This is a genomic window from Rhodococcus sp. NPDC056960, from assembly GCF_042674125.1.
GTDB lineage: Bacteria > Actinomycetota > Actinomycetes > Mycobacteriales > Mycobacteriaceae > Rhodococcus_F.
Genome location: NZ_JBHURF010000029.1, coordinates 23,248 through 46,933, shown reverse-complemented (window position 1 = coordinate 46,933; position 23,686 = coordinate 23,248). Strand labels below are relative to the sequence as shown.

The following is a 23,686-nucleotide window of genomic DNA, read 5'->3' as shown; positions in this document are numbered from 1 at the left end:
TCAGGAGTATCCCACCGGCGGGGCCGTTACGGCGCGTGGAGTGTGTGTTCACGTCACGCCAACCGAGCCGGGAAGAACATCATCTGTACCTGGCTGACCACGAGATTGGTCATGAAGATACAGAAGACACTGAGTACCACCGAGGCGTTGACCGCGTTGGCGACGCCCTTCGGGCCGCCCTTCGCCTCGAGCCCGCGCAGGCTGGCGATCAACACGACGAGCGCCGCGAAGATCACCGACTTGAGCACGGAGAAGGCCAGATCGGTCGGCGTCGCGAACGAACCGAACGATTGCCAGAAGCTGCCGGGCACCACGTCGTTGACGTTCGCGGAGATCACCAGCCCTGCGGCCACACCTGCCGCGACGATCACGATGCACAGCATCGGCGCGATGGCGATCATCGCGATGAACCGCGGAACGACCAACCGCTGGACCGGGTCGATACCCATTACTCGGATCGCTTCGATCTCTTCGCGAATCGCGCGAGCGCCGAGATCGGACGCGATGGCCGATGCGGCCGCACCGCTCATCAGGAGTCCCGCCGCCATCGGCGCCCCCTGTCCCACCACGCCGAGTCCACTGGCGGCACCCGCCAGTGAATTCGCGCCGACCTGGTTCATGATTCCACCGACCTGAACGGACACCTCGGCGCCGATCGGCACCGCCATCAGGAGCGCGGGCAGTGCGGTGACCTTGAGGAGCTTCCACATCTGGGTGGCCACCTCCTCGACGGGCAGCCGCAGCGCAATGGTGTCGGATACGGTGTGTCTCAGTATGTTCGCCGCGAGTTCGGCCGATCTCCCCAACGTCTCGAGGCTTCGAACAGGTTTGTCCTTCAAGTATTTTCCCGCCGAACCGAACGACAGACGCGGCCGTCGCCGCTTCTCCGGTGCGGCTCGATCTACCGGCGTGGCCGGACCTGCCGGCGCGGTGTCCACCGCGATCGGCTCCCTCACACTCGTCACTGCGTTACTCCTGTGTACGCCGGAAGAACCTGCGTGTCTGCGTCGTTCGAATCCCACTCCTCGTCGAGGCACCCAGCTCCGAGGCTTTCCTGGATCGCGATCTGGGCGTTCTCCGGCAACGTGTGCATGATGTGCCGGACCCGCTCCTGCCGGCGGGCCACGGCCTGCCGGAACGGCATCCCCGGCGTCGCCTTCATCTGCGGAACGATGCCCTCCACGTCGTCGACGCCGCCGGCGTGGTGACCGGCGTCGACCATCGCCTGCTCCTGCGCCATCTGCGCCTCGTCCTTCTCCTCCGACATCCCGATCGGACCGATCATCGTGCCGTTGAGGAACTGCTTGACCACCGGCTCCTCACTGGTGAGCAGCACCTCCCGCGGACCGAACATCACCAGATGCCGCCGGAACAACATCCCGATGTTGTCCGGCACCGTCCGCGCCAGATTGATGTTGTGCGACACGATCAGGATCGTCGCGTCGATCTCCGCGTTGATGTCGATCAACGTCTGCGAAATGTAGGTGGTACGCACCGGATCCAGACCCGAGTCCGGCTCGTCCACCAGAATGATCTGCGGATCCAGCACCAGCGCCCGCGCCAACCCGGCACGCTTGCGCATACCACCGGAGATCTCCCCGGGCAGCTTGTCCTCGGCCCCGAGCAGACCGACCAGCTCCATCTTCTCCATCACGATCTTGCGGATCTCGGACTCGGACTTCTTCGTGTGCTCCCGCAACGGGAACGCCACGTTGTCGAACAGATTCATCGACCCGAACAGCGCACCGTCCTGGAACAGCACCCCGAACAACTTCCGGATCTCGTACAACTCCTTGGACGAGCACTCCAGAATGTTGGTGCCGTCGATCACGATCGACCCCTGCTCCGGACGGAGCAGACCGATCAGCGACTTCAGAAACACCGACTTACCCGTACCCGACGGGCCCAGCAACGCACTCACCTCACCGGCCGGAAGAGTCAACGTGACGTCCTGCCAGATCCTCTGCGAGCCGAAAGACTTGGTAAGTCCCTCGACGGAAACCTCGACTCCCACCATTACCTCCGTGCATTCAGGCATCAATGCCAGTTCGGATGTTGCAGGGCACTCGCGACCTCGAGCCGGAACCCACAGTCGTTCCCCGCGCGCACGTCGAGATCCCGCCGTGCGCACGCCGGGTGACAAACTGTGGTCGAATAGAGCTTCGCGGCAGAACTTTTCATCGGTCTGCAGTCGATCGATGCCGACTTCGCAACGTCCGACTGTGATACAAATTACGTCGCACGTATTACGTTATACGCCAGATGACCACCCAGGCAAGAGTGGTTCACAAAATCATTGCCTCGCGAAATATGCCCGCGCGGAGGCATTCCCGCTCGATCGGGCCGTGACCAGGCACTGGAGCCATCCGCTCGCGAAGCTACGTCCATTAGATTTACGAACAGCAGAGCACGTCGTGCCCAACACACAACGAAGCCGTGCCCCTCGGAGGGACACGGCTTCGACGCTGTCGGGGACCCGGGCGAAAACTACGACAGGAAGGCGGGGAGGACGAACTGCCTCATCATCTGCCGGTGCGCCGGATCGCTCGGATCCGAATTGTCCAGTCGCGGCGCAAGCATCAGCTGCACGAGGGTGATCCAGGAGCAGGCTTCGTCCGTGTCGATGTCCGCTCGCATCTCGCCGTCGGCCTTGGCGTCGTCGAAGATCGGCCCCCACAGTTCGGTGGTCAGACTCGTCGCCAGCGGGATTGTCTCGAGCCACGAATCTCCGCCGACGTGTTCCGGACTGACGAGGATGCGCACGATCGGATCGTTGATGCCGTCGTAGACCAAGTAGATGAGGCCCTCGATCAGCCTGTCCTCGAACGTCGCGCACTCCATCAGGAACTTCCGGCCGCGTTCGAGCGTCTGACGGGAACGCCACCTGATCAACTCGGTGGTGAGCGTTTCGCGGTCCTGGAAGTACCGGTAGACGGTCGGACGCGAGACCCCGGCCTCCTTGGCGATATCCTCCATCGTCGTCTTCGCGATCCCGAAACGGAGAATCATCGTCTGGGCAGCCACGAGTATCTGAGACCGTGCCACATCGGCGTCCTGACTCAGGACGCCCGCGGTCTTTCTTCTTGCCATCCTCGCTCCAGACACTGTCATTTCCGGCCGGCCACCCCGACAAGCCGCGATACAAATGACAATACACGTAAAATGTTGCACCATGGGTGGCGACCACACCCTGTTCATTACACCAAAAGAGCGAGGCAGCTGTCCGAAGCCCCAGGGGACCACGGACAGCTGCCTCGAACATGCCTCGAACCTAGGACGAGGGCGTGAAGGTGATCGGAAGTCGGATGCAGCCGCGTACCTGCGTGGCGTGCAGGATCGGCGGGTCCTCCGGGACGAGGCGGTAGTCGGGCAACCGCTTGTGAATCTCCTCCATGGCCAGCTTGAGCTCGATTCGAGCCAGATGAGACCCGATGCACCGATGCGGCCCGGCACCGAACGACAAGTGACGGTTGGGCGAGCGGTCGATCCGCAGCTCGTCGGGATCCTCGAACTCGCCACCGTCGCGGTTCGCCGAGCAGAGCAGCACGATGAGCTGGTCGCCCTCCGCGATCGTGACTCCGCCGAGTTCGACGTCGCGCGTCGCTCGCCGGCCGGCGATGACGGCAGCCTCGATCCTCAGGATCTCCTCCACCGCGGCCGGGATGGTGTCGGGATCGTCCACGATCTCCTGCCGCTGACCCGGATTGTTCGCGAGGTGGATGATCCCCCAGGCAAGTGACCCCTGGACGGTGTGCAGGCCCGCGATGAGCAGGAGGAAGAACATGCGGTACAGCTCTTCGTCGGTGAGCAGCCGTACCCCGTCCTCCATCTCGATCGGGGTGTTGATGATCTGCGCGGTCAGGCTGTCCGAGGTGTTCTCGCCCGAACGCACCCCGGCCACGATGGCACCGAAGTAGCCGAAGATCTGATTGGCCGCGTCCTCACGCGCCTTCGCGGATTCCTCTTCCGTTCCACCGGGAATACCCTGCAGCGCAACATCTGTCGTCTTGGTGAACATCTCGGCGTCTTCGAGCGGCCAGCCCATGAGAGCCAGGAACACCCGCGTCGGCAGTTCGTGGGCGAACTCCGAGATGAACTCGGCTTCGCCGCGCGCCGCGAAGTCGTCGATCAGCTCGTTGACGACGTCCCGGATCTGGGGCTCGAGCTCCTTCATCCGCTTGGGACTGAACAGCGGTTGCAGCGCCTGCCGGTAGAACGTGTGCTCCGGCGGGTCGAGCTCGATCGGGATGAACTTCCCCTGGCCCGCGTTGACGAGGTTGTTCGGGTAGCTGGAGAAGGTCTCCGGATCGCGGAGGACCTGGTGGATCTCCTCGTAGCGCGTCACGATCCAGTGTCCGCCGTGGGCCGTGGAGTAGACGACCGGGCCGATGGCCCTCAGCGCCGCCGCCCGTTCCTGGAACACGTCCTCGGGCATGGCCAATGTCTGGTCGTAGACGTCGAAGTCCACGATGAGCTTGTCGGGTAGTTGGGTAGTCGTCACAGCTTCTCAGCCTTCCGAAGTCGGGAATTCGACGCTCAGCGCGCGTTCGGGGCACATCTCGACGAGGGCACCCAGTTGGTCTCGTAGTTCCGCGGGAACCGGTTCGGCGACGACGACGGGATAGCCCTGGTCGTCGCAGTCGACTATCTCGGGAGCGGCGCCGTAGCAGAGTCCGTGGCCCGCGCACGCGGACCGGTCGACCTGCAGGAACAGCGCGCGGTTCTGCGCATGAATGGTCATCGAAAAGCTCCGTTCAGTCGACGGGGACCGTCGGATTCGGAGCGTCCTCTTCGAACATCATCGCCACGCGTGACAGGGTGCCGCCGTCGGTCGCGGGCAGCGTGAGACCCGAAATGTAGGCCGAGTCGTCGGACGCGAGGAAGAGGGCGACCTTCGCGTTGTCCACGAGGGACGGCGGGCGCTGCAGCTTGAGCGGAATGGGCGAGACGCCCGGGTCCCACGGCCCCGCGGTCTCCTCGTACGACTGGCCGATCACCGGGGTGCCCGGACCCATGAGGAAGTTCGGGGACATTCCGTGTGTGGGGGCGAGGGCATTGACGCGAATCCCGTACCGCCCGAGATCCAGGCTGAGGCCGCGAACGAGTCCGTTGACACCGGCCTTCGTCGCCGAGTACATCGCGATGCTGTGATAGGCGGCGAAGGACGCCGCGGACGACGTTGCCAGGATGACGCCGCCGCCGTTGGCCCGCATCGCCGGCACCGCGGCCTTGCACGAGTACACGACGCCGCTGAGGTTGACCCCGAGGACGTGCTGCCAGTCGGCATCCGTGAGGTCCTGGAACTCCACGTGTTCGCCGCCAGCCACCGACGGCACTCCGCCCCGTGAGACGACGCCCGCGTTGGCCCACATGATGTCGAGCTTGCCGAACTGCTCGACGGTGGTCTCGACGCTGCGGTAGACGGCTGCCTCGTCGCTCACGTCGGCGGTGACGGCGATCGCCGTTCCACCTTGCTGCTCAACCAGTTTCACCGTCTGCTCGGCCCGGTCGCCGTCGATGTCCACGACCGCGACCTTCGCGCCTTCCGAGGCGAACAACTGCGCACCCTGGCGCCCGAGCCCGGACCCACCTCCGGTGATGACGGCGACTTTGTCCTGAAGTTTCATGGGGACTCCTCTGTGATGGTTCGTCAGATGCCGGAGATTCGCGGTGCGGGTGGACCTCGTGCGGCGAAGCCGGGCGGCGAGACTGTTCCGATCCTCGACGGCGGGCTGTTGCCGGTCGAGCGGATCGTATGCGAGCCGCATCTCCGATCCGGATAAACCTTATACCGTTAGGCCGTGAGACGTCAATCACTTTCTCGGCGTGCGGCGAATCGGATCATCGCGCGTGCATCATCCGGAAATGACTGCACGTGAGGCGATTTCAATCATCGAAGCAGTGTCGACCAGCTTCACCCGCGGCCTGCCGGATTCCCTGCCCAGCCGCCGCTCGTAGGCGTCGATCGTCTTCCATCCGTCGTAGTCGATCCGGTCGGGCCGCCGCTCCGCGACCAGCCGGCGGAGCTCGTCGCGACCGCCGCCCGGAGCCGTCACACGCCCGGCGTGGAAGTCGTCGACGAGGGCGTCGACGGTTTCGGCGGCGCAGGCCTTGTTGGTCCCGATGACGCCGGACGGACCGCGTTTGATCCACCCGACTGTGTACACGCCCGGCATCGGGGCGCCCGAATCCGGATCCAGCACACGGCCTCCATCGTTCCGCATCGTCGCGCGCGCACCCGAGACGGGGATACCCGCCACCGGGACGCCGCGGTACCCCACCGACCGCAGGACCAGGCCGCAATCGATGTCCTCGGCAACACCGGTCGGCACCGCCGCCGGGTTGCCCGCCGGATCCGGAACCAGCTCGTTGCGAACCAGACGAATCCCCTCCACCCGGTGGTGCCCGAGCATCTCCACCGGAGAAAGCAGATAGCGCAACGCAATACGTCTGTCTCCCGGCGTACGCGGGGCCGCGGCGAACTCCGCGACGATCCTCGCTTTCATCGCCTCGATCGAATCGGGGCGCCCACCGGATGTCGGTGCCTCCGCCATCTCGTCGGGATCTACCGCGACGTGAACGCCCGGGAGGTAGCCCAGCGCAAGCAACTCGGGGTTCGTGTACGCCGCCTGCGCCGGTCCTCTCCGCCCGACGACGACCACTTCCTCGATCCTGCTCTCCGACAACGCTTCCAGTGCGTGCGGGGCGATATCGGTCTTCCTCAGCACGGAGGCGCCGGACACGAGCACTCGGGCCACATCCAGCGCGACGTTGCCGTTGCCGATGATCACGGCGCGCGTGCCCGACAGGTCGAAGGTGCGGTGCGCGTGATCGGGATGACCGTTGTACCACCCCACGAATTCGGTTGCCGAGTGGCTTCCGGGCAGATCCTCGCCGGGAATCCCCAGCGCGCAGTCGGCGGGGGCGCCGACCGCGTAGATCACCGCATCGTGGTGCGCGAGCAACTCGTCGTGCGTGAGGTGTTCTCCCACCTCGACATTGAGGTAGAAGTCCACGTTCTTCCGCGACGCCGTCTTCTGGAACTGCGACGCGACCGCCTTGGTCCCCTGATGGTCCGGTGCGACGCCGAACCGGATCAGCCCGAACGGTGTCGCCAACTTCTCGAAGAAGGAGACTTCCACGGCGAGGCCGCTGCGCGACAGCAGGTTCTCCGCGGCGTAACAGCCGGACGGCCCGGACCCGACGATCGCCACCCGCAGCAGCCCGCGTTCGGACACCTGCAGCGCTGCGGCCGGTGGCACGGCGGCCGGAGCGAGCGGGTCCCGGTTCGCGTAGAACGCCGCGTTGATCTCCTCGTAGCGCGCGGTTTCCGGGGTCAGGTCGTAGTCGGGAACGATGGCGTCGACCGGGCACGCGTCGATGCATGCGCCGCAGTCGATGCAGCCGGCCGGATCGATGTACAGCATCTCCGCGCGGCCGTAGCCGGGCTCGTTCGGAGTCGGATGAATGCAATCGACGGGGCACACCGGGACGCAACTGGCGTCGTTACAGCAGGACTGGGTGACTACATGAGCCAACGTGAGCTCCTATCGCTTCGAGATCGGATCTGCGGACGCGCACCTCGTCACGTTTAACAGTGATACAAATAACGTTAGATGTCAGCCAACAATGTGTCAAGCCTCACACCGGCACGACGAAATCGGGCCCACACGCCTGCGCGTGTGGGCCCGATTTCTCCGAGCGGAGCGGTCGACGGGTCAGAGAGTGCGAAGCCGCACGATCTCCTTGTCGAATTCGTCGATGTTCTCGACCGAGCTCATGTGCCCGACCCCGGGAAGAACGATGAGCCGCTCGAGATGACCGGCCTCGTCGAGGACGCGGGCGAGTTTGCGAGCGTGAACCGGCGGTGTCAGCCGGTCCATGGAGCCGACGAGCACCGTGGTCGGCACGTCGAGGTTGTCGAGCGCCTCGTGGATGTCGAGGCCGCTGAGCGCCGCGCCCCAGCCGCCCCGGATCCGCGGCTTGCAGTCCCGGACGATGTTCTCGCAGAACTGGACCTCGGCGCGCGAGGCGTTCGGCGACATCGACACGTACTGGATCGCGCGGGTCGTCACCGAGGAAGACACCAGCGGCATCGGTGCGCTCAGGACGGCGCGGCCTACCGGAACCGGCACGCGCGGAAAACGATTCGGCAGCGGGATGACAGTGGTCTCGGCGATGAGACGGTCGCAGGCGGTGCTCGCGAGGAGCACGGCCTGCGCGTACTTCTTCACCTCGTCGGGGTGCCGGCCGGCCCACGCCATGATGCTCATGCCGCCCATGCTGTGACCCACGAGCACGGCCTTCTTGTCTTCGTGCACCGTCGCCTTCAATACCTCCGACAGATCGTCGGCGAGGACGTCCGGGCCGAGCGCGAGCGAGCCCACCGAGCTGCGACCGTGGCCGCGCTGGTCGTAGGTGATCACGCGGTACTCACCCGCGAGAGCGTTCACCTGCGGATACCAGTATTCGGTGGAGCAGGTCCAACCATGGCTCAGCACAATGGGATCGCCGTCCACCGGACCGTACGCGCGGACGTACAGAGTCGCTCCGTCGTCGATGAGGATCTCGGTCACGTCCGGGCGCAGAGTCGGGGGGCGCAGCAGTTCGTTCGGGGCCACCTCGGTCGACAACGTCAACCCCCGGGTGGCGCGCTTGCGGCGGATCGTCGCCGCGGCGGCGAGTGCACCCACCCCGGCCGCGCCGGCGAGTGCCCCGAAGGCGATGGTGCGTGGACTGCTGGTCATTCCTACCCCTGTTCCTGTCTAACTTGCTCTGTTGGTGTCCGGGTTCTTCGCCGGGTCGGGCGTCTCGCCGAGCCGCCGGGCCGCCCGCTCGAGCGCCTGGGAGATCTGCTCCTCCATCGCCTCTGCGAACAGCGACTGGACGGCGTCGTGCGCGAGGGGCCGCATCCGGTCGACGAGCTGCGCGATGTCCGACACCTTCGCCTCGTCCAGTTCGAGCGGCTCGTCTCCGGCGCCGAGATAGCGGTCCGCGACGACGGCGACGAACCGCGCTGCGACGTCCGAAAGCCCTTGCCGCACTGCCGCAGTCTGCTCGAGAACCTCCTCGAGCGGGATGCCTGCGTCGACGAGGAGTTGCGCCGCCTCGACCAGACGCGGATTGTTCACCGAATAGTCGTCGCCGGCGGGGACGAGCACACCGAGTTCGGCGCCCCGGGCGATATTGGCCTCGGTGGTCTGGGCCCCGAACATGCGTCGAAGCTCGGCCATCGTGAGGCGGGCCGCACGCCGGCGCTTCGTCCACCGGCTGCCCGGGTCGTCGGTCTCCAGGACCTCCTTGACCTGGAGTCCGTAGTGGGCGGCCGTGAGGAGTTCGCTGATGGTGGCGAACGTGTAGCCGCGGTCGAGCATGCGCCCGATCAGGTGCAGCCGCGCGAGATGCGACTCGTTGTACCACCCGGTGCGCCCCTGCTTCCGCGGCGGCGGAAGCAGGCCGCGATCCTGATAGACGCGCACGTTGCGCACGCTGACCCGCGCCTCGCGAGCGAGGTCGTCGATCCGGTATTCCTTCATCAGACGATGTGCGCCCGTCGGAGCAGCAGCCGGGAGGGTCCGCCGACGAGGCCGACCGCGTCGAGGAATTCGATGGTCTTGGAGCAACCCTCGCGCAGCATGTCGTGATAGTGCCGGTTCGATTTCGCGGCCTTCTTCGCTTCGTCCACATCGAGACCGGCGGCCGCGTAGACCCGCGGATTCACCAGGCTGGTGACGACGAAGTAGGCGGTGGTCCCGAGGACGAGTCGCACCCGCGCCCGGGTGAACCACGACGCGTTCCGTACGCGGCGGACCGTCTCCTCGCGCGCGAACTTGATGTGGCGGGATTCCTCGAGCACGTGAATCCTGCTGACGGTGCGGGTGATCGGCTGCACCCGTTCGTCCTTCATGAAATCGCGCTGCATCATGTCGAGGATCTCCTCGGCGAACAAGGTCCCGCCGTATGCCAGCGACCCCGTGGCCGTGGCCTTGAAGGCGCGCGCGCTCTGCCGGATCCACCACTTGGGCCGGTACGACGGAATCCCGAATCGCTGTGCGGACCGGGCGAACATCGTGGAGTGCCTGCACTCGTCGGCGATCTCGGTGAGCGCGAACTGCACGTGGGGTGTGGACGGGTCGTGCGAGTAGATGTCGCGGACCAGCATCTGCATCAGGATCAGCTCGAACCAGATTCCGGTGCCGGCGATGCTGGCCGCCTCATGTTTGGTGAGGGTGACGCGCTGTTCCTCGGTCATGGCGTCCCACATGGCGGTGCCGTAGAGGCTGCACCATTCCGGGGTCATGCCGTACCGATCCTCCGGGATCGGCGCCTCCCAGTCGACCTCGATCAGCGGGTCGTACGACTTGCGCGCGGAGGAGGCCAGCAGCCGGGCCGCCGTGTCCTGGCGATCACCGGCGCGCGTCAGCCGGGACGCGGGGTGGGCAGTGCTCTCTGAGTTCCGCATGTTGACGACGGACATGTCAGCTCCTCGGTAGCCGTCTCATCACAATAGCATTGTCACAATGTCCATTGTCATGATCGAGGCATGCGAAGTCCACGACTTCGTTTCGGAGAGACGATGGCTGCGCAGCTACCAGCGAGGTCCGCGCTGCACGTCGTCGACGCGCGGACGCACGTCGACGAGATAGACGCACACTGCGACGACCGCGACGATGCCGAACAATTGGACCGCGGGGAACAGCAGGAGAACGAGGAACGCGACGGCGAGAATGCTCAGCCAGATCGGTTTGCTCAACTTGTCCACTGCGGTGAACGCGTCTTTGCGCTGGCGAGCCGCGTGAAACAGCGCGAACGCCGCACCACCCAGGGCAATGATGCGAATCACCAGCAAGATCACCGACACGACGCCGTCAACTTGAATCACAGCACCATCCTACGAGGTCGGCACGCAAACGGCCCCCGCACCAACGGTGCGGGGGCCGAAAAGCGTGAAGGATCAAGCCTTCTTGACCGGAGCAGCCTTCTTGGCCGGAGCAGCAGCGGTCTTCTTGGCGGGTGCCGCTGCGGGCGTTGCCGCGGCCTTGGCCGGAGCAGCCTTGGCCGGAGCAGCCTTGGCCGGAGCAGCGTGCTTGGCGGGGGCGGCCTTGTCTGCCTGAGCCTGAACGTCGGCCGCGGTGGCGGTGACGCGCTCGGCGGCATCCTTCGACGCCGCCTCGGCCTGATCGCCCAGGTCGAGCACCTTCAGGGCAGCCTCGTCGCCGGCGTCGGCGATGGCCTCGCCGAGACCCTCGGCGGTGTCGGAGATGCGGCCCGACGCGCGGCCCGCAAGCTTCGCGGCCTGCTCGCCCACTGCGCGCGTCTGCCGCGCGACGGTGCCGAGAGCTTCCTCGGTCAGCTCGACGGCGTCACCGAAAGCGGTCTCGGCGCGGCCGATGCCCTCCTCGACGACCGGCTGCTTGCGGATGCGCTCGACCGTGTCCTCGCCGCGCTCGGCGAGCGACGTGTACAGATCGGAGGCGACCTTCAGGTACGCCTCGGCGACCTTGCGCAGCTCGTCCGCGGTGAACTTCTCCCGCAGCTCGGCAAGCTCCTCGGGCAGCTCGGACGGCAGTCCGGCGAGGCGGTCGCGCAGGTTCTCGACGCCCTCGGTGACCTCTTCCTGGAGGCCGGCGATGCGCTCCTTGGCGCCGCCGACCCGCTCCTCGACGTCACCCTGGGTGGACTCGGCACGCGAGCGGACCTGGGCGACGACGTCGGCCACGGCCTGCACCACGACGTCTCCGGCACCTACGGCGGCGTACAGCGAGGTCTTCACACTGTCGATGGTCTTCTGGTCAGTCATCGGCTTTCTCCTCTTCAACGGTGGGGGGTTCTGGTTCCGGCGTCTGGGAATCAGAACGCTGGTGTTCATCTGTCCGAAGCTCGGACGTCCGGGATTCGGCCGCTTCCGCCGATTCGTTCTCACGACAGAACGACTCGTAGATCTCGAGCAGCACCTGCTTCTGCCGCTCGGTGATGGCCGTGTCCGCGAGCAGAGCGTCACGGAGGGGACCGTGTGGCCGCTGCTCGAGGTAACCCGCCTGGACGTACAGGACCTCCGAGGAAACCCGGAGACCCTTCGCTATCTGCCCAAGCACCTCGGCCGAGGGCTTGCGCAACCCACGTTCGATCTGACTCAGATACGGATTACTGACACCGGCCAGTTGCGCCAGCTGCCGCATCGACACCTGGGCCGCTTCGCGCTGGGCACGAATGAAACCTCCGATGTCGTGAGCGGCATTGCTGACTACGCGAGCTGCCAGATCTCCTGCACCGGCTGCGTCGCGATCGTCGCTTGCCATCAGTCCTCCGTGTTGCTGGGCAAGACCAAGCCTAGAGGAGGGTGCTAGCAATTGCAAGCACTCTGTTAGCACCCAGCTAGCGGGCAGCGCGTCAGCCGAACAGCAGCGTCGAGAACGTGTAGATCAGCAGACCCGCGATGGAACCGACCACCGTGCCGTTGATGCGGATGAACTGGAGGTCCCGTCCCACCTGCAACTCGATCTTCTTCGACGCCTCCTCTGCGTCCCAGCGCTCGACGGTGTCGGAGATGATTCCGGTGATCTCGTCGGTGTAATGGACGACGACGTAGCGCGTGCCGGCGAGCACCCACCCGTCGACCTTGGCCCTCAGCTCGTGGTCGTCCCGCAGCCGCTCGCCGAACCGCACGACGTTCTCCGCGACCTTCGTGCGCAGTGTGCTGTTCGGGTCGTCGACGGATTCCATGATGAGGCGCTTGGCGACCTTCCACGTCGCGGCGGCGAGGCCGGTCACTTCCTCGCGGCCCATGATCTCGGCCTTGATCTTCTCGGCCTTCTCCATGGTCGCGGGATCGTTCTGCAGGTCGTCGGCGAAGTCGACGAGGAAGCGGTTGGCCGCCTGCCGCACCTCGTGCTCCGGGTTCGATCGCACCTTCCAGGTGAATTCGACGAGCTCTCGGTGGATCTTCTCGCCGAGCATGGCGTCGACGAACTTGGGCGACCAGGCGGGCGAATCGCGGCTGACGATCCGGTCGATGGTCTCCTGACTCCCGAGCGCCCATTGGTGCGCCCGCTCGGCGAGCAGATCCAGGATCGGCAGCTGCCGGTTCTCGCGCAGCAGTTCGCCGAGCACCCGCCCGATCGGCGGCCCCCACTGGGGCTCGGCCAGCCTGCGCACCAAGGTGCTGTCGATGATCTGCTGCACGTCCTCGTCACGCAGGATCTCGACGAAGCCGCGCAGGATGGTGGCCGTCTCGGCGGCGACCCGCGCGGCATGTTTCGGCTGCGCCATCCACGTGCCGAGCCGGAGCGGGATCTCCGCGGCCTCCACCTTCGCGGACACGACCTCGGGTGCGAGGAAGTTCTGGCCGACGAAGTTGCTCAGACTCGCGCCCAGCTGGTCCTTCTTCCGCTTGATGATCGCGGTGTGCGGGATCGGCAACCCCAGCGGATGCCGGAACAGCGCGGTCACCGCGAACCAGTCGGCCAGCGCACCGACCATGCCCGCCTCCGACGCGGCCCGCACGTAGCCGACCCATGCGCCGGCACCCCGCGATTCCTGCCACCTGCACACGAGGTAGACCACGGTGGCGAAGACGAGGAAGCCCGTTGCGACAGCCTTCATCTTGCGGAGATCGCGACGCTTCGCATCGTCGTCGAAGGCGGAAAGGCTCAATTGATCCACACACGCCATTGTGCCGAAGGTCGGCGCGGAAGCGGCCGCCCAGCCGCTGGACGCGCGCCCGCACAGACGGCGTTGTGCCGTGGGACAAGACCCGCGCACTAAGCTGACAGGAGATCGCGACACGAAACGGATGTGAAGAGACGCAGTGGCGAACGACGACGTGAAGGATCCCGAGCAGGTGACCGGGTCGATGACGAAGCTGGACAAGCCGGCAAAGCCCGATGGGCGCAAGCGCCGCTGGCGTGAGCACAAGATCGCGCGCCGCGAAGAACTCGTCGACGGCACGATCGCCGCCATCCGCCTGCGTGGACGGGACATCGGCATGGACGAGATCGCGTCCGAGATCGGCGTCTCCAAGACCGTGTTGTACCGCTATTTCGCGGACAAGAGCGACCTGACGAACGCGACCATGGCGCGGTACGTGGAGACCACGCTCGCCCCGCGGATCTACGAGGCCATCGGCGGAGACCTCGACGACTTCGAGTTGACCCGCGCCACCATCACCGCGTACGTCGAGACGGTGGCGTCGGATCCCGACGTCTATCTGTACATCATGGCCAACGGTTCCGGCCCCGGCCGCGAGACGGTCGCCGACTCGGAGCGGATGATCGCCGAGGTGCTCTCCACCGTGCTCGGCGAGCGGCTGCGGCAGATGGAGATGGACTCCGGCGGCGCAGTCCCGTGGGCGTACGGAATCGTCGGCGGTGTGCAACTGGCCACCCACTGGTGGATCTCCAACCGGTCGATGTCGGTCGAGGACCTGATCAACTACCTCACGATGATGACCTGGGGTGGCGTCACCGGCATCGCGGCCGTCAACGGCTCGCCCGCGCGGTTCAACGCTATCCCCCACCCGCTCCTTCCGTCCGAGGCGGAGTAGGCGTCACCCATTCTTGTGTAACTGCCAGTTACAGGTAAACTTCCCTGTGTGAACGAACACGAGGAAGAAGAAGAGGGCTACCGCGGCCCCGCCGACGTCGTTGTCGGTGACCATCCCGCCGTCACCGTGCAGGTCCAGTTGGCGGGAAACTTCGAACCCATCAGCGGCCGGTACGTGTGGCACGGCCGCGTCCGCACGCTGACGGACGCCCTCGGCGCGGATGCAGACCTGTCCGCAGGCACGGAACTCCAGATCACGAGCCCGGACGGCACGGCCACCGCCCGGATCACCGGGGTGGACCTGTGGGGAAGCCATCTCGTCGACGGCGTGACGCCCCCGCCGTTCAGCCGGGTGTGAACTCGAAGTCCGCCGGATCGACCGACCGCGTCTGCTGCCAGTAACGCACGGTCGAGCCCGGCCAGATCGCGCGGTTGACGCCGTGCGAGTCCAGATACCAGCTCACGCATCCGCCGCGAGACCACACACCCTTCGACAGCTTCCGCTGAATGTCCGCGTTGAAGTTGCTCTGCACCGCCGGGCGGACGACCGCAGCCTCGGCGCCGCGCCGGTCGACGAGGTCCATCAGCTGCAGCACGTAACGAATCTGCGACTCGATCATGAACACCACCGAATTGTGACCGAGCCCGGTGTTGGGGCCGAACAGGAAGAACGCGTTGGGGTAACCCGCGACCGTGATACCGAGGTGGGTGCGGATCCCGTGCTTCTCCCATTCGTCGGCGAGGCGCCTGCCGTCGACCCCGGTGAGGTCGGCCCTGTCGAAGCCGTCGGTGACGTGGAATCCGGTGGCGTAGATGATCGCGTCCACGTCCCGCACCGTCCCGTCCCCCGCCACGATGCCGTGCGGGCGGACCTCCGCGATGCCCTCGGTGATCACCACCGACTTCGGTGAGATCAGCGCCGGGTAGTACACGTTCGACCCGAGGATCCGCTTGCAGCCGATGAGGTAGGACGGGGTGAGCTTGCGGCGGAGTTCGGGATCGGTGACGGTCCTGTGCAGATTCCTCCGCGCCGCGCTCTGGATCGGACGCATCAGGCGGAAGTGGCCGTTGAACCCGAGCGCGAGCGATTCGTACGTCCAGTAGACCGCGGCGCGCGCCATCCGTCGCGCGAGCGGGACCCGGCCGAACAGGCGTCGCGCCCTCGGCGGAATGCGGAAGTTCAAGTCCGGTATGACCCAGGGCGGCGTCCGCTGATACACCTGCAACTCGGCGACGTCCCCCACGATTTCGGGAACGAACTGGATGGCGCTGGCGCCCGTGCCGATCACCGCGACCTTCTTGCCCCGCAGGTCGTAGTCGTGGTTCCACCGCGCCGAATGGAACGCGGTGCCTTCGAACGTCCCGGCTCCGGGCAGATCGGGGACGTTCGGGATGTGGAGGGCGCCGATCCCGGACACGACGAACTGGGCGACGTATTCGTCGCCCGACTCGGTGTGGATGTGCCACCGGCCGTGTTCGGCGTCCCAGGACCCCGCCGTCATCGTGCGGCCGAAATGGATGTTGCGCCGTAGGTCGTACTTGTCGGCCAGTCCGCGCAGATATTCGAAGATCTCCGCCTGCCCCGACCACATCCGCGTCCAGTCCGCGTTCGGCTCGAACGAGAACGAATACAGGTGGGAGGGCACGTCGCACGCACAGCCCGGGTACGTGTTCTCGCGCCAGGTGCCGCCGACCTCCCGCGCCTTCTCCAGGAGGATGAAGTCGTCGCGTCCCCGCTTGCGGAGCTGGATGGCCGTGCCCAGTCCGGAGAAGCCGGTCCCGATCACCAGGACACGGCACTGATGCACCTGGCCGCCCACACCTCCATGTAACGCTCGTGTGGCACTGTCTGTACATGGCAGAGAACGCACGCGGATTCTGGAAGACGCCCGCTACCGAGGCCCTACGGTCACACTCGGGCCGGCGGATCGCCGACCTCGACTGCGGGAGCACACCCGGATTCGTCGGCGACAAGTCGGACGGCCTCCAGCTGTTCGAGGAACGCGGCGCGGTGTTGTCCGCCCTGCAGGAAAAGCTTTACGCCAAAGGACGATCCGGGGATCGGCGATCGGTGCTCCTCGTGCTCCAGGGCATGGACACCGCGGGGAAGGGCGGGATGGTCCGCCACGTCATCGGGCACGTGGACCCGCAGGGTGTCGATCATGCCTCGTTCGGTGTTCCCACTCCCGAGGAGAAGCGCCACCACTTCCTGTGGCGGATCGGTAAGGCCGTGCCCCGCGGCGGGCAACTCGGCGTGTTCGACCGATCGCACTACGAGGACGTGCTGGTGGTCCGGGTTCACGACCTCGTGCCCGAGGCGGTCTGGAGCGGCCGCTACGACGAGATCAACCAATTCGAGAAGGAACTCGTCCTGGCGGGCACCACCCTGGTGAAGGTGGCCATGTTCGTGTCACTCGACGAACAGAAGGCGCGGCTGCACGAGCGACTGGACCGGCCGGACAAGTACTGGAAGTACAACCCGGCGGACGTCGACGAGCGCAGGATGTGGCCGGCGTACCAGGAGGCGTATCAGGCGATGCTCGACAGGACGTCGACCGAGTACGCGCCGTGGCACGTGGTGCCGTGCGACCGCAAGTGGTACAGCAGGATCGCGGTCACCGAATTGCTGATCGACGCCCTGGAGAAGCTCGACCTCGACTGGCCGCCCGCCGCGTTCGACATCGACGAGGAGAAGCGGCGGCTCGCGGAATCCTGAAGCCGCACCGTCAGAACAGGTGCGGCGTTTCGTGATGCAGCCGGTGATCGTGCCGCACGGTTCCGCCGTACAGCGCCATCGCCCCGGCCAACGCGACCACGCACATCGATCCGGAGATCACCGCCCAGCCCCCCTGGCCCGATCCTGCGGCGACGAGGAACCCGCCGAGACAGACCACCGAGAGCAGCACCAGTGCGAAGCTGACCCATGCAGCGAAGAGATTGAGTTTCACGGCACTCACCTCACCTTCGAGAACGTGGTCCCGACGCTACGCCCGACCTGCACCGACGACAAGGCAGACGGGTTTTCTTCGCGCGGCCCTGGGTAATCGGACGTCATGAAGCTCGAGAATCTGTTCCGGAAAGCGGAATCCGCCGGCTTCCTCGACGGCGGCAGCCGATTTCTGCAGCAGAGGATCCGGGGGGCGCTCGGTTCCTCTGACGCGGGTCCACTGTTGCGCGGATCCTGGCTCGGGCATCCCGTGCATCCCGTTCTCGTGAGCCTTCCGATCGGGGCGTGGATCGGCGCGACCGTCTTCGATCTGGCGCTTCGCGATCACGTCGGCGCGCGCAGACTGATCGGCCTGGGACTGCTCGCCACTCCCCCGACGCTGATGACCGGCTGGGCGGACTGGGCCGAACGCGACACCCGTCAGCGTCGCGTCGGACTGATCCACGCCGAGGCCAACGCCGTCGGGGTCGTCGCCATGCTCGCGTCCTACCTCCGCCGCAGGCACGGAACGGACGCACGCGCGATCGCCACGAGTACCGCGGGACTCCTCGCGATCGGCATCGGTGGCGCGCTGGGCGGGCATCTGACCTACGCAATGGGCGCAGGAGTCGACGGGGTGCGGGAGGGTCCGGAACCGGATTCGCTCCTCACCCCGGTGGGATGAAGAATCGAGGAACGTCATGATCGTGCTCGGACTGATCTTGCTCCTGATCGGATGGCTGACCGGCCTCACGTGGCTGTGGACCATCGGCATCATCCTCCTGGTGATCGGCGCGATCCTGTGGATTCTCGGCGCCACCGGGCGAGCGGTCGGCGGCAGGCGACGCTGGTACTAGTTCGCAACACCGGCCGGCCCGTGCCACCCGTCCCGTGACAGAGTGCGAGTCGGTCGGTTTACAAACCCGCAGTTCGGGAATCCCCGTGGCATGACCGCCCTTCATCGCGAACCGAGACCTCCCGTGTGCGGCGTGCAGCCGATGAGAACGGCCTCCGTCAGCACCTCGAGACGATTGAGGATTTCGATGGTCTCGGCCAACGCCAGTCCGCTCGACATCGCGGACGGCGCCGACGTCGGGGGCCAGAGCATTCACCTTGCCGAACTGTCCGCCGCTCTCACGAGGGAAGGGCACGACGTCACCGTCTATACGCGGGCGGAGAGCGACGACGTTCCCGAACGGGTCACGGCCCCGGCCGGATACACCGTCGTGCACGTGCCGGTCGGACCGGCCCGCCGGCTCTCGGAAGCCGAGATCCTGCCGCTGATGGGCGCATTCGGCAGCTTCCTGAAGACGGATTGGGAGTCCGCGCGGCCCGACATCGTCCACGCCCACTACTGGATGTCGGGCATCGCGACGCAACTCGCCGCCCGCACGCTCGGCATTCCGGTGGTCCAGACGTTCCATGCACTGGGCGTGGTGGAGCAGAGATTCGAGCACGCGGAGCCGTCGAGCACCCACAGCCGAATTCATTTGGAGCAGTTGATCGCCCGCGGAGCCACCCGGGTGGTGGCGACGTGTACGGACGAGGTGTTCGAACTCTCCCATCTCGGCCTGCCCCGGTCGCGCACGTCCGTCGTCCCGTCCGGTGTCGACGTCACCGAGTTCACGCCCGACGGCCGCGCCGACGAGAAGGGCAAGCGCCATCGGCTCGTCATGGTCGGCAGGCTCGCACCGAGCAAGGGCTTCGACACCGCGATCGAGGCGCTCTCGCACTTCCCCGACACCGAACTCGTCATTGCCGGCGGTCCCGCTGCCGACGACGTCGCCGACGATCCCGAGGCGTCTCGGCTGATGACGCTGGCCCGGGAGACCAAGGTGCGCAACCGGGTGCGGATCGTCGGGCGCGTGCCGAGAAACGCCATGCCGTCGCTGCTGCGTTCCGCGGATGCCGTCGTGTGCACCCCGTGGTACGAGCCGTTCGGCATGGTTCCGCTCGAAGCGATGGCCTGCGGAACCCCCGTGGTGGCGTCCGCCGTCGGCGGTATGCGGGACACGGTGGTCGACGGAATCACGGGGCGCTTGATCTCGCCCCGGAATCCGGTCCGCCTGGCCGAGGCGCTGCGGCAGATCTTCGACGACGACGCCCTGCGCACCGGTTACGGCATGGCGGGATGCGACCGCGCGCGGGCGCGCTACTCGTGGGACCGGGTCGCCACCGACACCTTGCGCGCCTACGGGCGCTGTGTGTCGGCTCCTCCGCGCACGAGTCGAACCGGTGCCCACTGAGCGTGGGCGCCGGTTCGATCGATCAGGCCGTTCTGCCGTGCCAGGCCCCGAGGGCACTGTCCACGGAAGCGAAGCACGGGTAGCTCGACTCCTGACCGGCCGCCCTGAGCAGGCGGTATACCGGCCGACCGCAGATCATCGCCCACGTCCGCCCGTCCCGGACGTGTCGCGCGTGCACGCTGTCGAGCACCGACAGACCCGCGGTTCCGATGAAGTCCACCTTCGACATGTCGAGAATGAACTGCCCCTCCGGCGAAATCTGCGTGCACACGTAGTCACGAAAGACCGGTGCACTGAACAGGTCGATCTCGCCCCGCACCCCTACCAACACCACCCCGGACCCGAGGCGCTCGGAAGTGAATTCCGCGCTCCCACAGCGTGTCGGAGCGGAACCGACGGCCGAGAGCGTTACTCTCGGCTTGTAACCGGTACCGAACTCCGTGCCCGAACACGCCAGTTCAGGTTCTGGGACCCCTGCACCAACAGACATGGCTCACCCCATCTCGAACATTGAGTAGGGAAACGGAGCACTTGCAGACAGACCCGACCTCGGACACATGACACTGTCTGCTACGGCAGCGCTTCCCGACATCGGCTGTGTGTTCAACCTCGGTTCGAGACTACTCCCGCCTGTGATGTGTCACAAGGAAATAACAGATACTCGGGCCCTCATTTGCCCAGGTGGGAGATTACAAACCGTTACGCACGGATTCACGCCCGGAAACAGCCGCGACGACACGTTCTGCGACCACGCGTAATTTCACGTTTTCCCGCTGGGAACGCGCGACGAGAACGTCGAAAGCGGTCTCGGCGTCGAGACCGCGCAGCGCCATCACGATTCCCTTCGCCTGGTCGATGACCGCACGCGACCGCAGCGCGATGCGAAGCTGCTCGATCAGATTCCGTGCTTCGCCGTACCGCCGCGCATTGCGCACCGCGACGGCGGCCGCCTCCACATACAACGCGAGGACGGACTCGTTCATCCGATGGAAGGCGTGAGGCAGCACGCCGTACAGGTTCAGAGAGCCGGGCTGCTCCGTGCCGGGCAGCAACGGCACCGACAGATAACTGTGCACACCAGCCTGTTCGGAACTCGCGCTGTATGCAGGCCACCTCTCGTGCGCGCCCGCGCGGTCGGCCCGCACGGTGTCGCCGGAGCGTGCGGCATCGAGCGCAGGGCCCTCGCCGAGGCGGTGCTGTAGCTCCTGCAGTCGTGCCGCCACGTCCGACGTCACCGCCGCCGTCACGGGACCCGACGTCCGGAGAACGGTGACCCCGGCCATCGATGCGCCCGGGAACGCCTGGACCACCTGAAGGCACAGCGTGTGCAGAGCGGCGTTCGCCTCGTCCTCGGTCTCGAGTAGCGCGAGCACCGCTTCGAGCGACGCCGTGACCGCGTCGAAGCCCCCCGTATCGACGTCGCTCGTCAAAGTGTGCAGGTGAATCTCGTCAGGCATCCCGCTCGTCTCCCGTGACCACCATGCCCCTGCCGAGGGCCGTAGGAACGCTGATCGTGCCGCCAACATTACTCGGGCAAACGTACTGATCGGACTGGTTTGATCGGCCCCGTTCTGCGGTATTCCACCTGCGGTGTCGACGGATCGCTACCCTGATTTCTCAGCAGCGCGAGCCGACCCCACCGCCCGCGTAAGCCCGGAACGCCCGACCCGGAGGTCTCATGGCCATCGCCAAGACAATCGAACCCGACCAGGATCACACACATCCCGTCGTCGAACTGCGCGTGCGAGCAACGCCCGATCAGCTCTCCGTACTGCGCGCCCTGGCAGCTACCGTTGCCATCCACGAAGATTACGACCTCGACTCCATCGCCGATATCAAACTGGCCATGGACGAGATCTGTACCCAGCTGATCGTCCGGGCGACACCGGACGCAGTGCTCGTGTGCCGCCTGCAATATCTGGACGGCACACTGCGGGTCGACGTGTCGAGCACCACCACCTCGGTCGACTCTCTCGGCGAGCGCTCGTTCGCCTGGCACGTGCTCAACGCACTCACCGATTCGGTCGATCTACGACAGGAACGCGATCCCGTCACGGCGGGGTTCGTCACCACCATGGAATTCACCAAGGTGAAGAACGGCCTGAGTCTGTGACGTCCCATACTCACAGTGGGGGGCACACGGCCCGTTGGCCGGACGAGTATCAGGACGTCACAGCACTGTTCGAACAGATGGCAGCCCTCGACGAGGACGACCCCCGGCGCAGCAGACTGCGCGACGCCGTCGTGACTCGCTGCCTCCCGCTCGCCGAGCACATCGCCCGTCGTTTCGACGGCCGCGGTGAGGCGCACGACGATCTGGTCCAGGTCGCGCGTCTCGGCCTGGTCAACTCGGTGGATCGCTTCGACGTCGATCGTGGATCCGACTTCGTGTCGTTCGCCGTCCCCACCATCATGGGTGAGGTCCGGCGGCACTTCCGAGACACCGGGTGGGCGGTCCGGGTGCCGCGCCGCATGAAGGAACTGCACCTCGCACTCAGCCAGGCCGTCGCCGAACTGTCCCAGAGTCTCGGCCACGCCCCCACCGTCAGCGAACTCGCCGAGCATCTCGACCTCGAACAGGAGGAGGTGGCGCAGGGCCTCCTCGCCGGCAACGCCTATCAGACCGTGTCGGTCGACAACACGTCCTCCGACCGCGCCGGGGAGCTGTCCATGGTGGAGACGCTCGGCGACTACGACGCCGCGATGGACGACGTCGAGAACCACGAGACCCTGCGCCCGCTGCTCCAGTCACTGCCCGAACGTGAGCGGACGGTTCTCATGCTCCGCTTCTTCGGCAACATGACCCAGACTCAGATCGCCGATCGCGTCGGTATCTCGCAGATGCACGTCTCGCGCCTGCTGGCGAAGACCCTGGCATCGTTACGAGACCAACTCGGCGATCAGTGAGTCAGATCGTTGCCGTGTCGATCACGAATCGGTACCGCACGTCGCTGGCGACGACCCGGTCGTAGGCGTCGTCGATCTCGCCCGCGGAGATGATCTCGATCTCGGCCCCGATGGCGTGCTGGGCGCAGAAGTTCAGCATCTCCTGGGTCTGCGCGATGCCGCCCACCATCGAACCGGCCAGGCTGCGCCGGTTGGCCGCGAGGCTGAACGCGCGCACCTCGATCGGCTTCTCGGGCAGGCCCAGTTCGACGAGGGTGCCGTCGATCGCGAGCATCGACAGATACGCGTCGATGTCGAGGTTCACCGAGACGGTGTTGACGATGAGGTCGAAGTGTCCACGCAACCGCGTGAACGTGGCCGGATCCGAGGTGGCGTAGTAGTGGTCGGCGCCGAACTTCAGCCCGTCGTCCTTCTTGCCGAGGGACTGGCTGAGCACGGTGACCTCGGCGCCCATCGCGTGCGCGATCTTCACGCCGACGTGGCCGAGTCCGCCCATTCCGATGATGGCGACCTTCTTCCCCGGCCCGGCGCCCCAGTGCGCGAGGGGTGAGTAGAGCGTGATGCCCGCGCAGAGCAGCGGCGCCGCGACGTCCAGTTCGAGGCTGTCGGGGATGGACAGGACGAATCGTTCCGTCACGACGATGTGCGTCGAATAGCCGCCCTGCGTCCGCTCGCCGTCGCGCCCCTCGGCGTTGTACGTTCCGGTGGCCCGGTGGACGCAGTACTGTTCCTCGTCGGCCGTGCAGGCGTCGCACTCCCCGCAGGAGTCGACGAAGCATCCGACACCGACGCGGTCGCCGACCCGGTGTTTCGTGACTTCGGCTCCGACCGCGACCACGACACCGGCGATCTCGTGTCCGGGCACGACCGGATACCGGGTGCCACCCCACTCGTTCCGTGCGGTGTGAATGTCGGAGTGGCAGATGCCGGCGAACTTGATCTCGATGAGTACGTCCAGCGGTCCGAGCTCGCGGCGATCGATGGTGGTCTTCTCGAAGGAGCCTTCGGCGGACGTAACTGCGTATGCGGCTGCGGTAACCATGCTTACATGCCTACATGCTGGTGC

27 protein-coding genes are annotated in these 23,686 nt (G+C 66.1%); 8 read left to right on the top strand and 19 right to left on the bottom strand.

Annotation, left to right across the window (positions count from 1 at the left end):
* Positions 1-53: 53 nt before the first annotated feature.
* The 14 genes from ACFTWF_RS35525 to ACFTWF_RS35460 form a co-directional block, all read right to left on the bottom strand.
* The gene (locus tag ACFTWF_RS35525) at positions 54-866 is read right to left on the bottom strand and encodes an ABC transporter permease (protein WP_378465828.1); all 813 of its coding nucleotides are present in this window, start codon (positions 864-866) and stop codon (positions 54-56) included.
* Positions 867-961: 95 nt separating this feature from the next.
* Positions 962-2,017 (bottom strand): ABC transporter ATP-binding protein, encoded by a 1,056-nt coding sequence (locus ACFTWF_RS35520; protein WP_378465760.1) that lies wholly within the window; start codon positions 2,015-2,017, stop codon positions 962-964.
* Between the two features lie 470 nt (positions 2,018-2,487).
* Positions 2,488-3,090 (bottom strand): TetR/AcrR family transcriptional regulator, encoded by a 603-nt coding sequence (locus tag ACFTWF_RS35515; protein ID WP_378465759.1) that lies wholly within the window; start codon positions 3,088-3,090, stop codon positions 2,488-2,490.
* A gap of 181 nt (positions 3,091-3,271) precedes the next feature.
* Positions 3,272-4,501, bottom strand: a complete 1,230-nt coding sequence (locus ACFTWF_RS35510) for a cytochrome P450 (RefSeq protein WP_378465758.1) — start codon at positions 4,499-4,501, stop codon at positions 3,272-3,274.
* A 6-nt stretch (positions 4,502-4,507) separates the two neighbouring features.
* Entirely contained in the window at positions 4,508-4,741 is a 234-nt protein-coding gene (locus tag ACFTWF_RS35505) for a ferredoxin (RefSeq protein WP_378465757.1), read from the bottom strand.
* A 13-nt stretch (positions 4,742-4,754) separates the two neighbouring features.
* Positions 4,755-5,627: an SDR family NAD(P)-dependent oxidoreductase gene (locus tag ACFTWF_RS35500; protein ID WP_185725286.1), complete on the bottom strand. Its 873-nt coding sequence runs from the start codon at positions 5,625-5,627 to the stop codon at positions 4,755-4,757.
* Positions 5,628-5,855: 228 nt separating this feature from the next.
* Complete coding sequence (locus ACFTWF_RS35495; RefSeq protein WP_378465756.1) at positions 5,856-7,538, bottom strand: FAD-dependent oxidoreductase; 1,683 nt, start codon at positions 7,536-7,538, stop codon at positions 5,856-5,858.
* A gap of 180 nt (positions 7,539-7,718) precedes the next feature.
* A complete protein-coding gene (locus ACFTWF_RS35490; RefSeq protein ID WP_378465755.1) occupies positions 7,719-8,747 on the bottom strand; it encodes an alpha/beta fold hydrolase in 1,029 nt (342 codons plus the stop codon).
* A gap of 18 nt (positions 8,748-8,765) precedes the next feature.
* Positions 8,766-9,536 (bottom strand): MerR family transcriptional regulator, encoded by a 771-nt coding sequence (locus ACFTWF_RS35485; protein ID WP_378465754.1) that lies wholly within the window; start codon positions 9,534-9,536, stop codon positions 8,766-8,768.
* Entirely contained in the window at positions 9,536-10,462 is a 927-nt protein-coding gene (locus ACFTWF_RS35480; RefSeq protein WP_378465827.1) for a diiron oxygenase, read from the bottom strand. The genes ACFTWF_RS35485 and ACFTWF_RS35480 overlap by 1 nt, the downstream gene beginning before the upstream one ends.
* 126 nt (positions 10,463-10,588) lie before the next feature.
* A complete protein-coding gene (locus ACFTWF_RS35475) occupies positions 10,589-10,882 on the bottom strand; it encodes a DUF2516 family protein (protein WP_185725290.1) in 294 nt (97 codons plus the stop codon).
* Between the two features lie 72 nt (positions 10,883-10,954).
* Entirely contained in the window at positions 10,955-11,800 is an 846-nt protein-coding gene (tadA, locus tag ACFTWF_RS35470) for a major lipid droplet protein TadA (RefSeq protein WP_378465753.1), read from the bottom strand.
* Positions 11,793-12,299 carry a helix-turn-helix domain-containing protein gene (locus ACFTWF_RS35465; RefSeq protein ID WP_185725292.1) on the bottom strand — a complete coding sequence of 169 codons (507 nt, stop codon included), beginning with the start codon at positions 12,297-12,299 and terminating at the stop codon, positions 11,793-11,795. The genes tadA and ACFTWF_RS35465 overlap by 8 nt, the downstream gene beginning before the upstream one ends.
* Positions 12,300-12,390: 91 nt before the next feature.
* Entirely contained in the window at positions 12,391-13,662 is a 1,272-nt protein-coding gene (locus tag ACFTWF_RS35460) for a DUF445 domain-containing protein (protein ID WP_378465752.1), read from the bottom strand.
* A 145-nt stretch (positions 13,663-13,807) separates the two neighbouring features.
* Here ACFTWF_RS35460 and ACFTWF_RS35455 point away from each other — a divergent pair, with 145 nt between their 5' ends.
* Positions 13,808-14,542 carry a TetR/AcrR family transcriptional regulator gene (locus ACFTWF_RS35455; protein ID WP_378465751.1) on the top strand — a complete coding sequence of 245 codons (735 nt, stop codon included), beginning with the start codon at positions 13,808-13,810 and terminating at the stop codon, positions 14,540-14,542.
* Between the two features lie 48 nt (positions 14,543-14,590).
* A complete protein-coding gene (locus tag ACFTWF_RS35450) occupies positions 14,591-14,899 on the top strand; it encodes a DUF4873 domain-containing protein (RefSeq protein WP_378465750.1) in 309 nt (102 codons plus the stop codon).
* Here the strand turns inward: ACFTWF_RS35450 and ACFTWF_RS35445 are convergent.
* Positions 14,886-16,361, bottom strand: a complete 1,476-nt coding sequence (locus tag ACFTWF_RS35445; protein WP_378465749.1) for a flavin-containing monooxygenase — start codon at positions 16,359-16,361, stop codon at positions 14,886-14,888. The two genes, ACFTWF_RS35450 and ACFTWF_RS35445, sit on opposite strands and share 14 nt — an antisense overlap.
* Before the next feature lie 35 nt (positions 16,362-16,396).
* Between ACFTWF_RS35445 and ACFTWF_RS35440 the strand changes: the two genes are divergently transcribed.
* Positions 16,397-17,257, top strand: coding sequence for a polyphosphate kinase 2 family protein (locus ACFTWF_RS35440; RefSeq protein ID WP_378465748.1), 861 nt, complete (start codon positions 16,397-16,399; stop codon positions 17,255-17,257).
* Between the two features lie 10 nt (positions 17,258-17,267).
* Here the strand turns inward: ACFTWF_RS35440 and ACFTWF_RS35435 are convergent, their stop codons facing one another.
* Positions 17,268-17,498 (bottom strand): hypothetical protein, encoded by a 231-nt coding sequence (locus ACFTWF_RS35435; protein ID WP_378465747.1) that lies wholly within the window; start codon positions 17,496-17,498, stop codon positions 17,268-17,270.
* A 96-nt stretch (positions 17,499-17,594) separates the two neighbouring features.
* On the opposite strand from ACFTWF_RS35435, the gene ACFTWF_RS35430 reads away from it, so the two are divergent.
* From ACFTWF_RS35430 to ACFTWF_RS35420, 3 genes are all read left to right on the top strand, one after another.
* The gene (locus ACFTWF_RS35430) at positions 17,595-18,152 is read left to right on the top strand and encodes a DUF2231 domain-containing protein (protein ID WP_378465746.1); all 558 of its coding nucleotides are present in this window, start codon (positions 17,595-17,597) and stop codon (positions 18,150-18,152) included.
* A 16-nt stretch (positions 18,153-18,168) separates the two neighbouring features.
* On the top strand, positions 18,169-18,324 hold the full coding sequence (locus tag ACFTWF_RS35425) for a DUF6131 family protein (RefSeq protein ID WP_005251863.1): 156 nt from the start codon (positions 18,169-18,171) through the stop codon (positions 18,322-18,324).
* Positions 18,325-18,510: 186 nt separating this feature from the next.
* The gene (locus tag ACFTWF_RS35420; protein WP_378465745.1) at positions 18,511-19,713 is read left to right on the top strand and encodes a glycosyltransferase; all 1,203 of its coding nucleotides are present in this window, start codon (positions 18,511-18,513) and stop codon (positions 19,711-19,713) included.
* 22 nt (positions 19,714-19,735) lie between these two features.
* Here the strand turns inward: ACFTWF_RS35420 and ACFTWF_RS35415 are convergent, their stop codons facing one another.
* A complete protein-coding gene (locus ACFTWF_RS35415) occupies positions 19,736-20,044 on the bottom strand; it encodes an STAS domain-containing protein (RefSeq protein ID WP_378465826.1) in 309 nt (102 codons plus the stop codon).
* Positions 20,045-20,402: 358 nt separating this feature from the next.
* A complete protein-coding gene (locus ACFTWF_RS35410) occupies positions 20,403-21,170 on the bottom strand; it encodes an ANTAR domain-containing protein (protein WP_378465744.1) in 768 nt (255 codons plus the stop codon).
* A gap of 221 nt (positions 21,171-21,391) precedes the next feature.
* Here ACFTWF_RS35410 and ACFTWF_RS35405 point away from each other — a divergent pair, with 221 nt between their 5' ends.
* Both ACFTWF_RS35405 and ACFTWF_RS35400 read left to right on the top strand, forming a co-directional pair.
* Positions 21,392-21,826, top strand: coding sequence for an ATP-binding protein (locus ACFTWF_RS35405; RefSeq protein WP_378465743.1), 435 nt, complete (start codon positions 21,392-21,394; stop codon positions 21,824-21,826).
* Positions 21,823-22,620: an RNA polymerase sigma factor SigF gene (locus ACFTWF_RS35400; protein WP_378465742.1), complete on the top strand. Its 798-nt coding sequence runs from the start codon at positions 21,823-21,825 to the stop codon at positions 22,618-22,620. The genes ACFTWF_RS35405 and ACFTWF_RS35400 overlap by 4 nt, the downstream gene beginning before the upstream one ends.
* Position 22,621: 1 nt before the next feature.
* On the opposite strand, the gene ACFTWF_RS35395 is transcribed toward ACFTWF_RS35400, so the two are convergent.
* Entirely contained in the window at positions 22,622-23,662 is a 1,041-nt protein-coding gene (locus ACFTWF_RS35395) for an NAD(P)-dependent alcohol dehydrogenase (protein ID WP_378465741.1), read from the bottom strand.
* Between the last annotated feature and the right edge of the window lie 24 nt (positions 23,663-23,686).

Coding starts and splice junctions, on each gene's coding strand:
- ACFTWF_RS35520 (WP_378465760.1), bottom strand. CDS start 2,017: ATGGTGGGAGTCGAGGTTTCCGTCGAGGGACTTACCAAGTCTTTCGGC.
- ACFTWF_RS35515 (WP_378465759.1), bottom strand. CDS start 3,090: ATGGCAAGAAGAAAGACCGCGGGCGTCCTGAGTCAGGACGCCGATGTG.
- ACFTWF_RS35505 (WP_378465757.1), bottom strand. CDS start 4,741: ATGACCATTCATGCGCAGAACCGCGCGCTGTTCCTGCAGGTCGACCGG.
- ACFTWF_RS35500 (WP_185725286.1), bottom strand. CDS start 5,627: ATGAAACTTCAGGACAAAGTCGCCGTCATCACCGGAGGTGGGTCCGGG.
- ACFTWF_RS35490 (WP_378465755.1), bottom strand. CDS start 8,747: ATGACCAGCAGTCCACGCACCATCGCCTTCGGGGCACTCGCCGGCGCG.
- ACFTWF_RS35485 (WP_378465754.1), bottom strand. CDS start 9,536: ATGAAGGAATACCGGATCGACGACCTCGCTCGCGAGGCGCGGGTCAGC.
- ACFTWF_RS35480 (WP_378465827.1), bottom strand. CDS start 10,462: ATGCGGAACTCAGAGAGCACTGCCCACCCCGCGTCCCGGCTGACGCGC.
- tadA (WP_378465753.1), bottom strand. CDS start 11,800: ATGACTGACCAGAAGACCATCGACAGTGTGAAGACCTCGCTGTACGCC.
- ACFTWF_RS35465 (WP_185725292.1), bottom strand. CDS start 12,299: ATGGCAAGCGACGATCGCGACGCAGCCGGTGCAGGAGATCTGGCAGCT.
- ACFTWF_RS35440 (WP_378465748.1), top strand. CDS start 16,397: ATGGCAGAGAACGCACGCGGATTCTGGAAGACGCCCGCTACCGAGGCC.
- ACFTWF_RS35430 (WP_378465746.1), top strand. CDS start 17,595: ATGAAGCTCGAGAATCTGTTCCGGAAAGCGGAATCCGCCGGCTTCCTC.
- ACFTWF_RS35425 (WP_005251863.1), top strand. CDS start 18,169: ATGATCGTGCTCGGACTGATCTTGCTCCTGATCGGATGGCTGACCGGC.
- ACFTWF_RS35420 (WP_378465745.1), top strand. CDS start 18,511: ATGGTCTCGGCCAACGCCAGTCCGCTCGACATCGCGGACGGCGCCGAC.
- ACFTWF_RS35410 (WP_378465744.1), bottom strand. CDS start 21,170: ATGCCTGACGAGATTCACCTGCACACTTTGACGAGCGACGTCGATACG.
- ACFTWF_RS35405 (WP_378465743.1), top strand. CDS start 21,392: ATGGCCATCGCCAAGACAATCGAACCCGACCAGGATCACACACATCCC.
- ACFTWF_RS35395 (WP_378465741.1), bottom strand. CDS start 23,662: ATGGTTACCGCAGCCGCATACGCAGTTACGTCCGCCGAAGGCTCCTTC.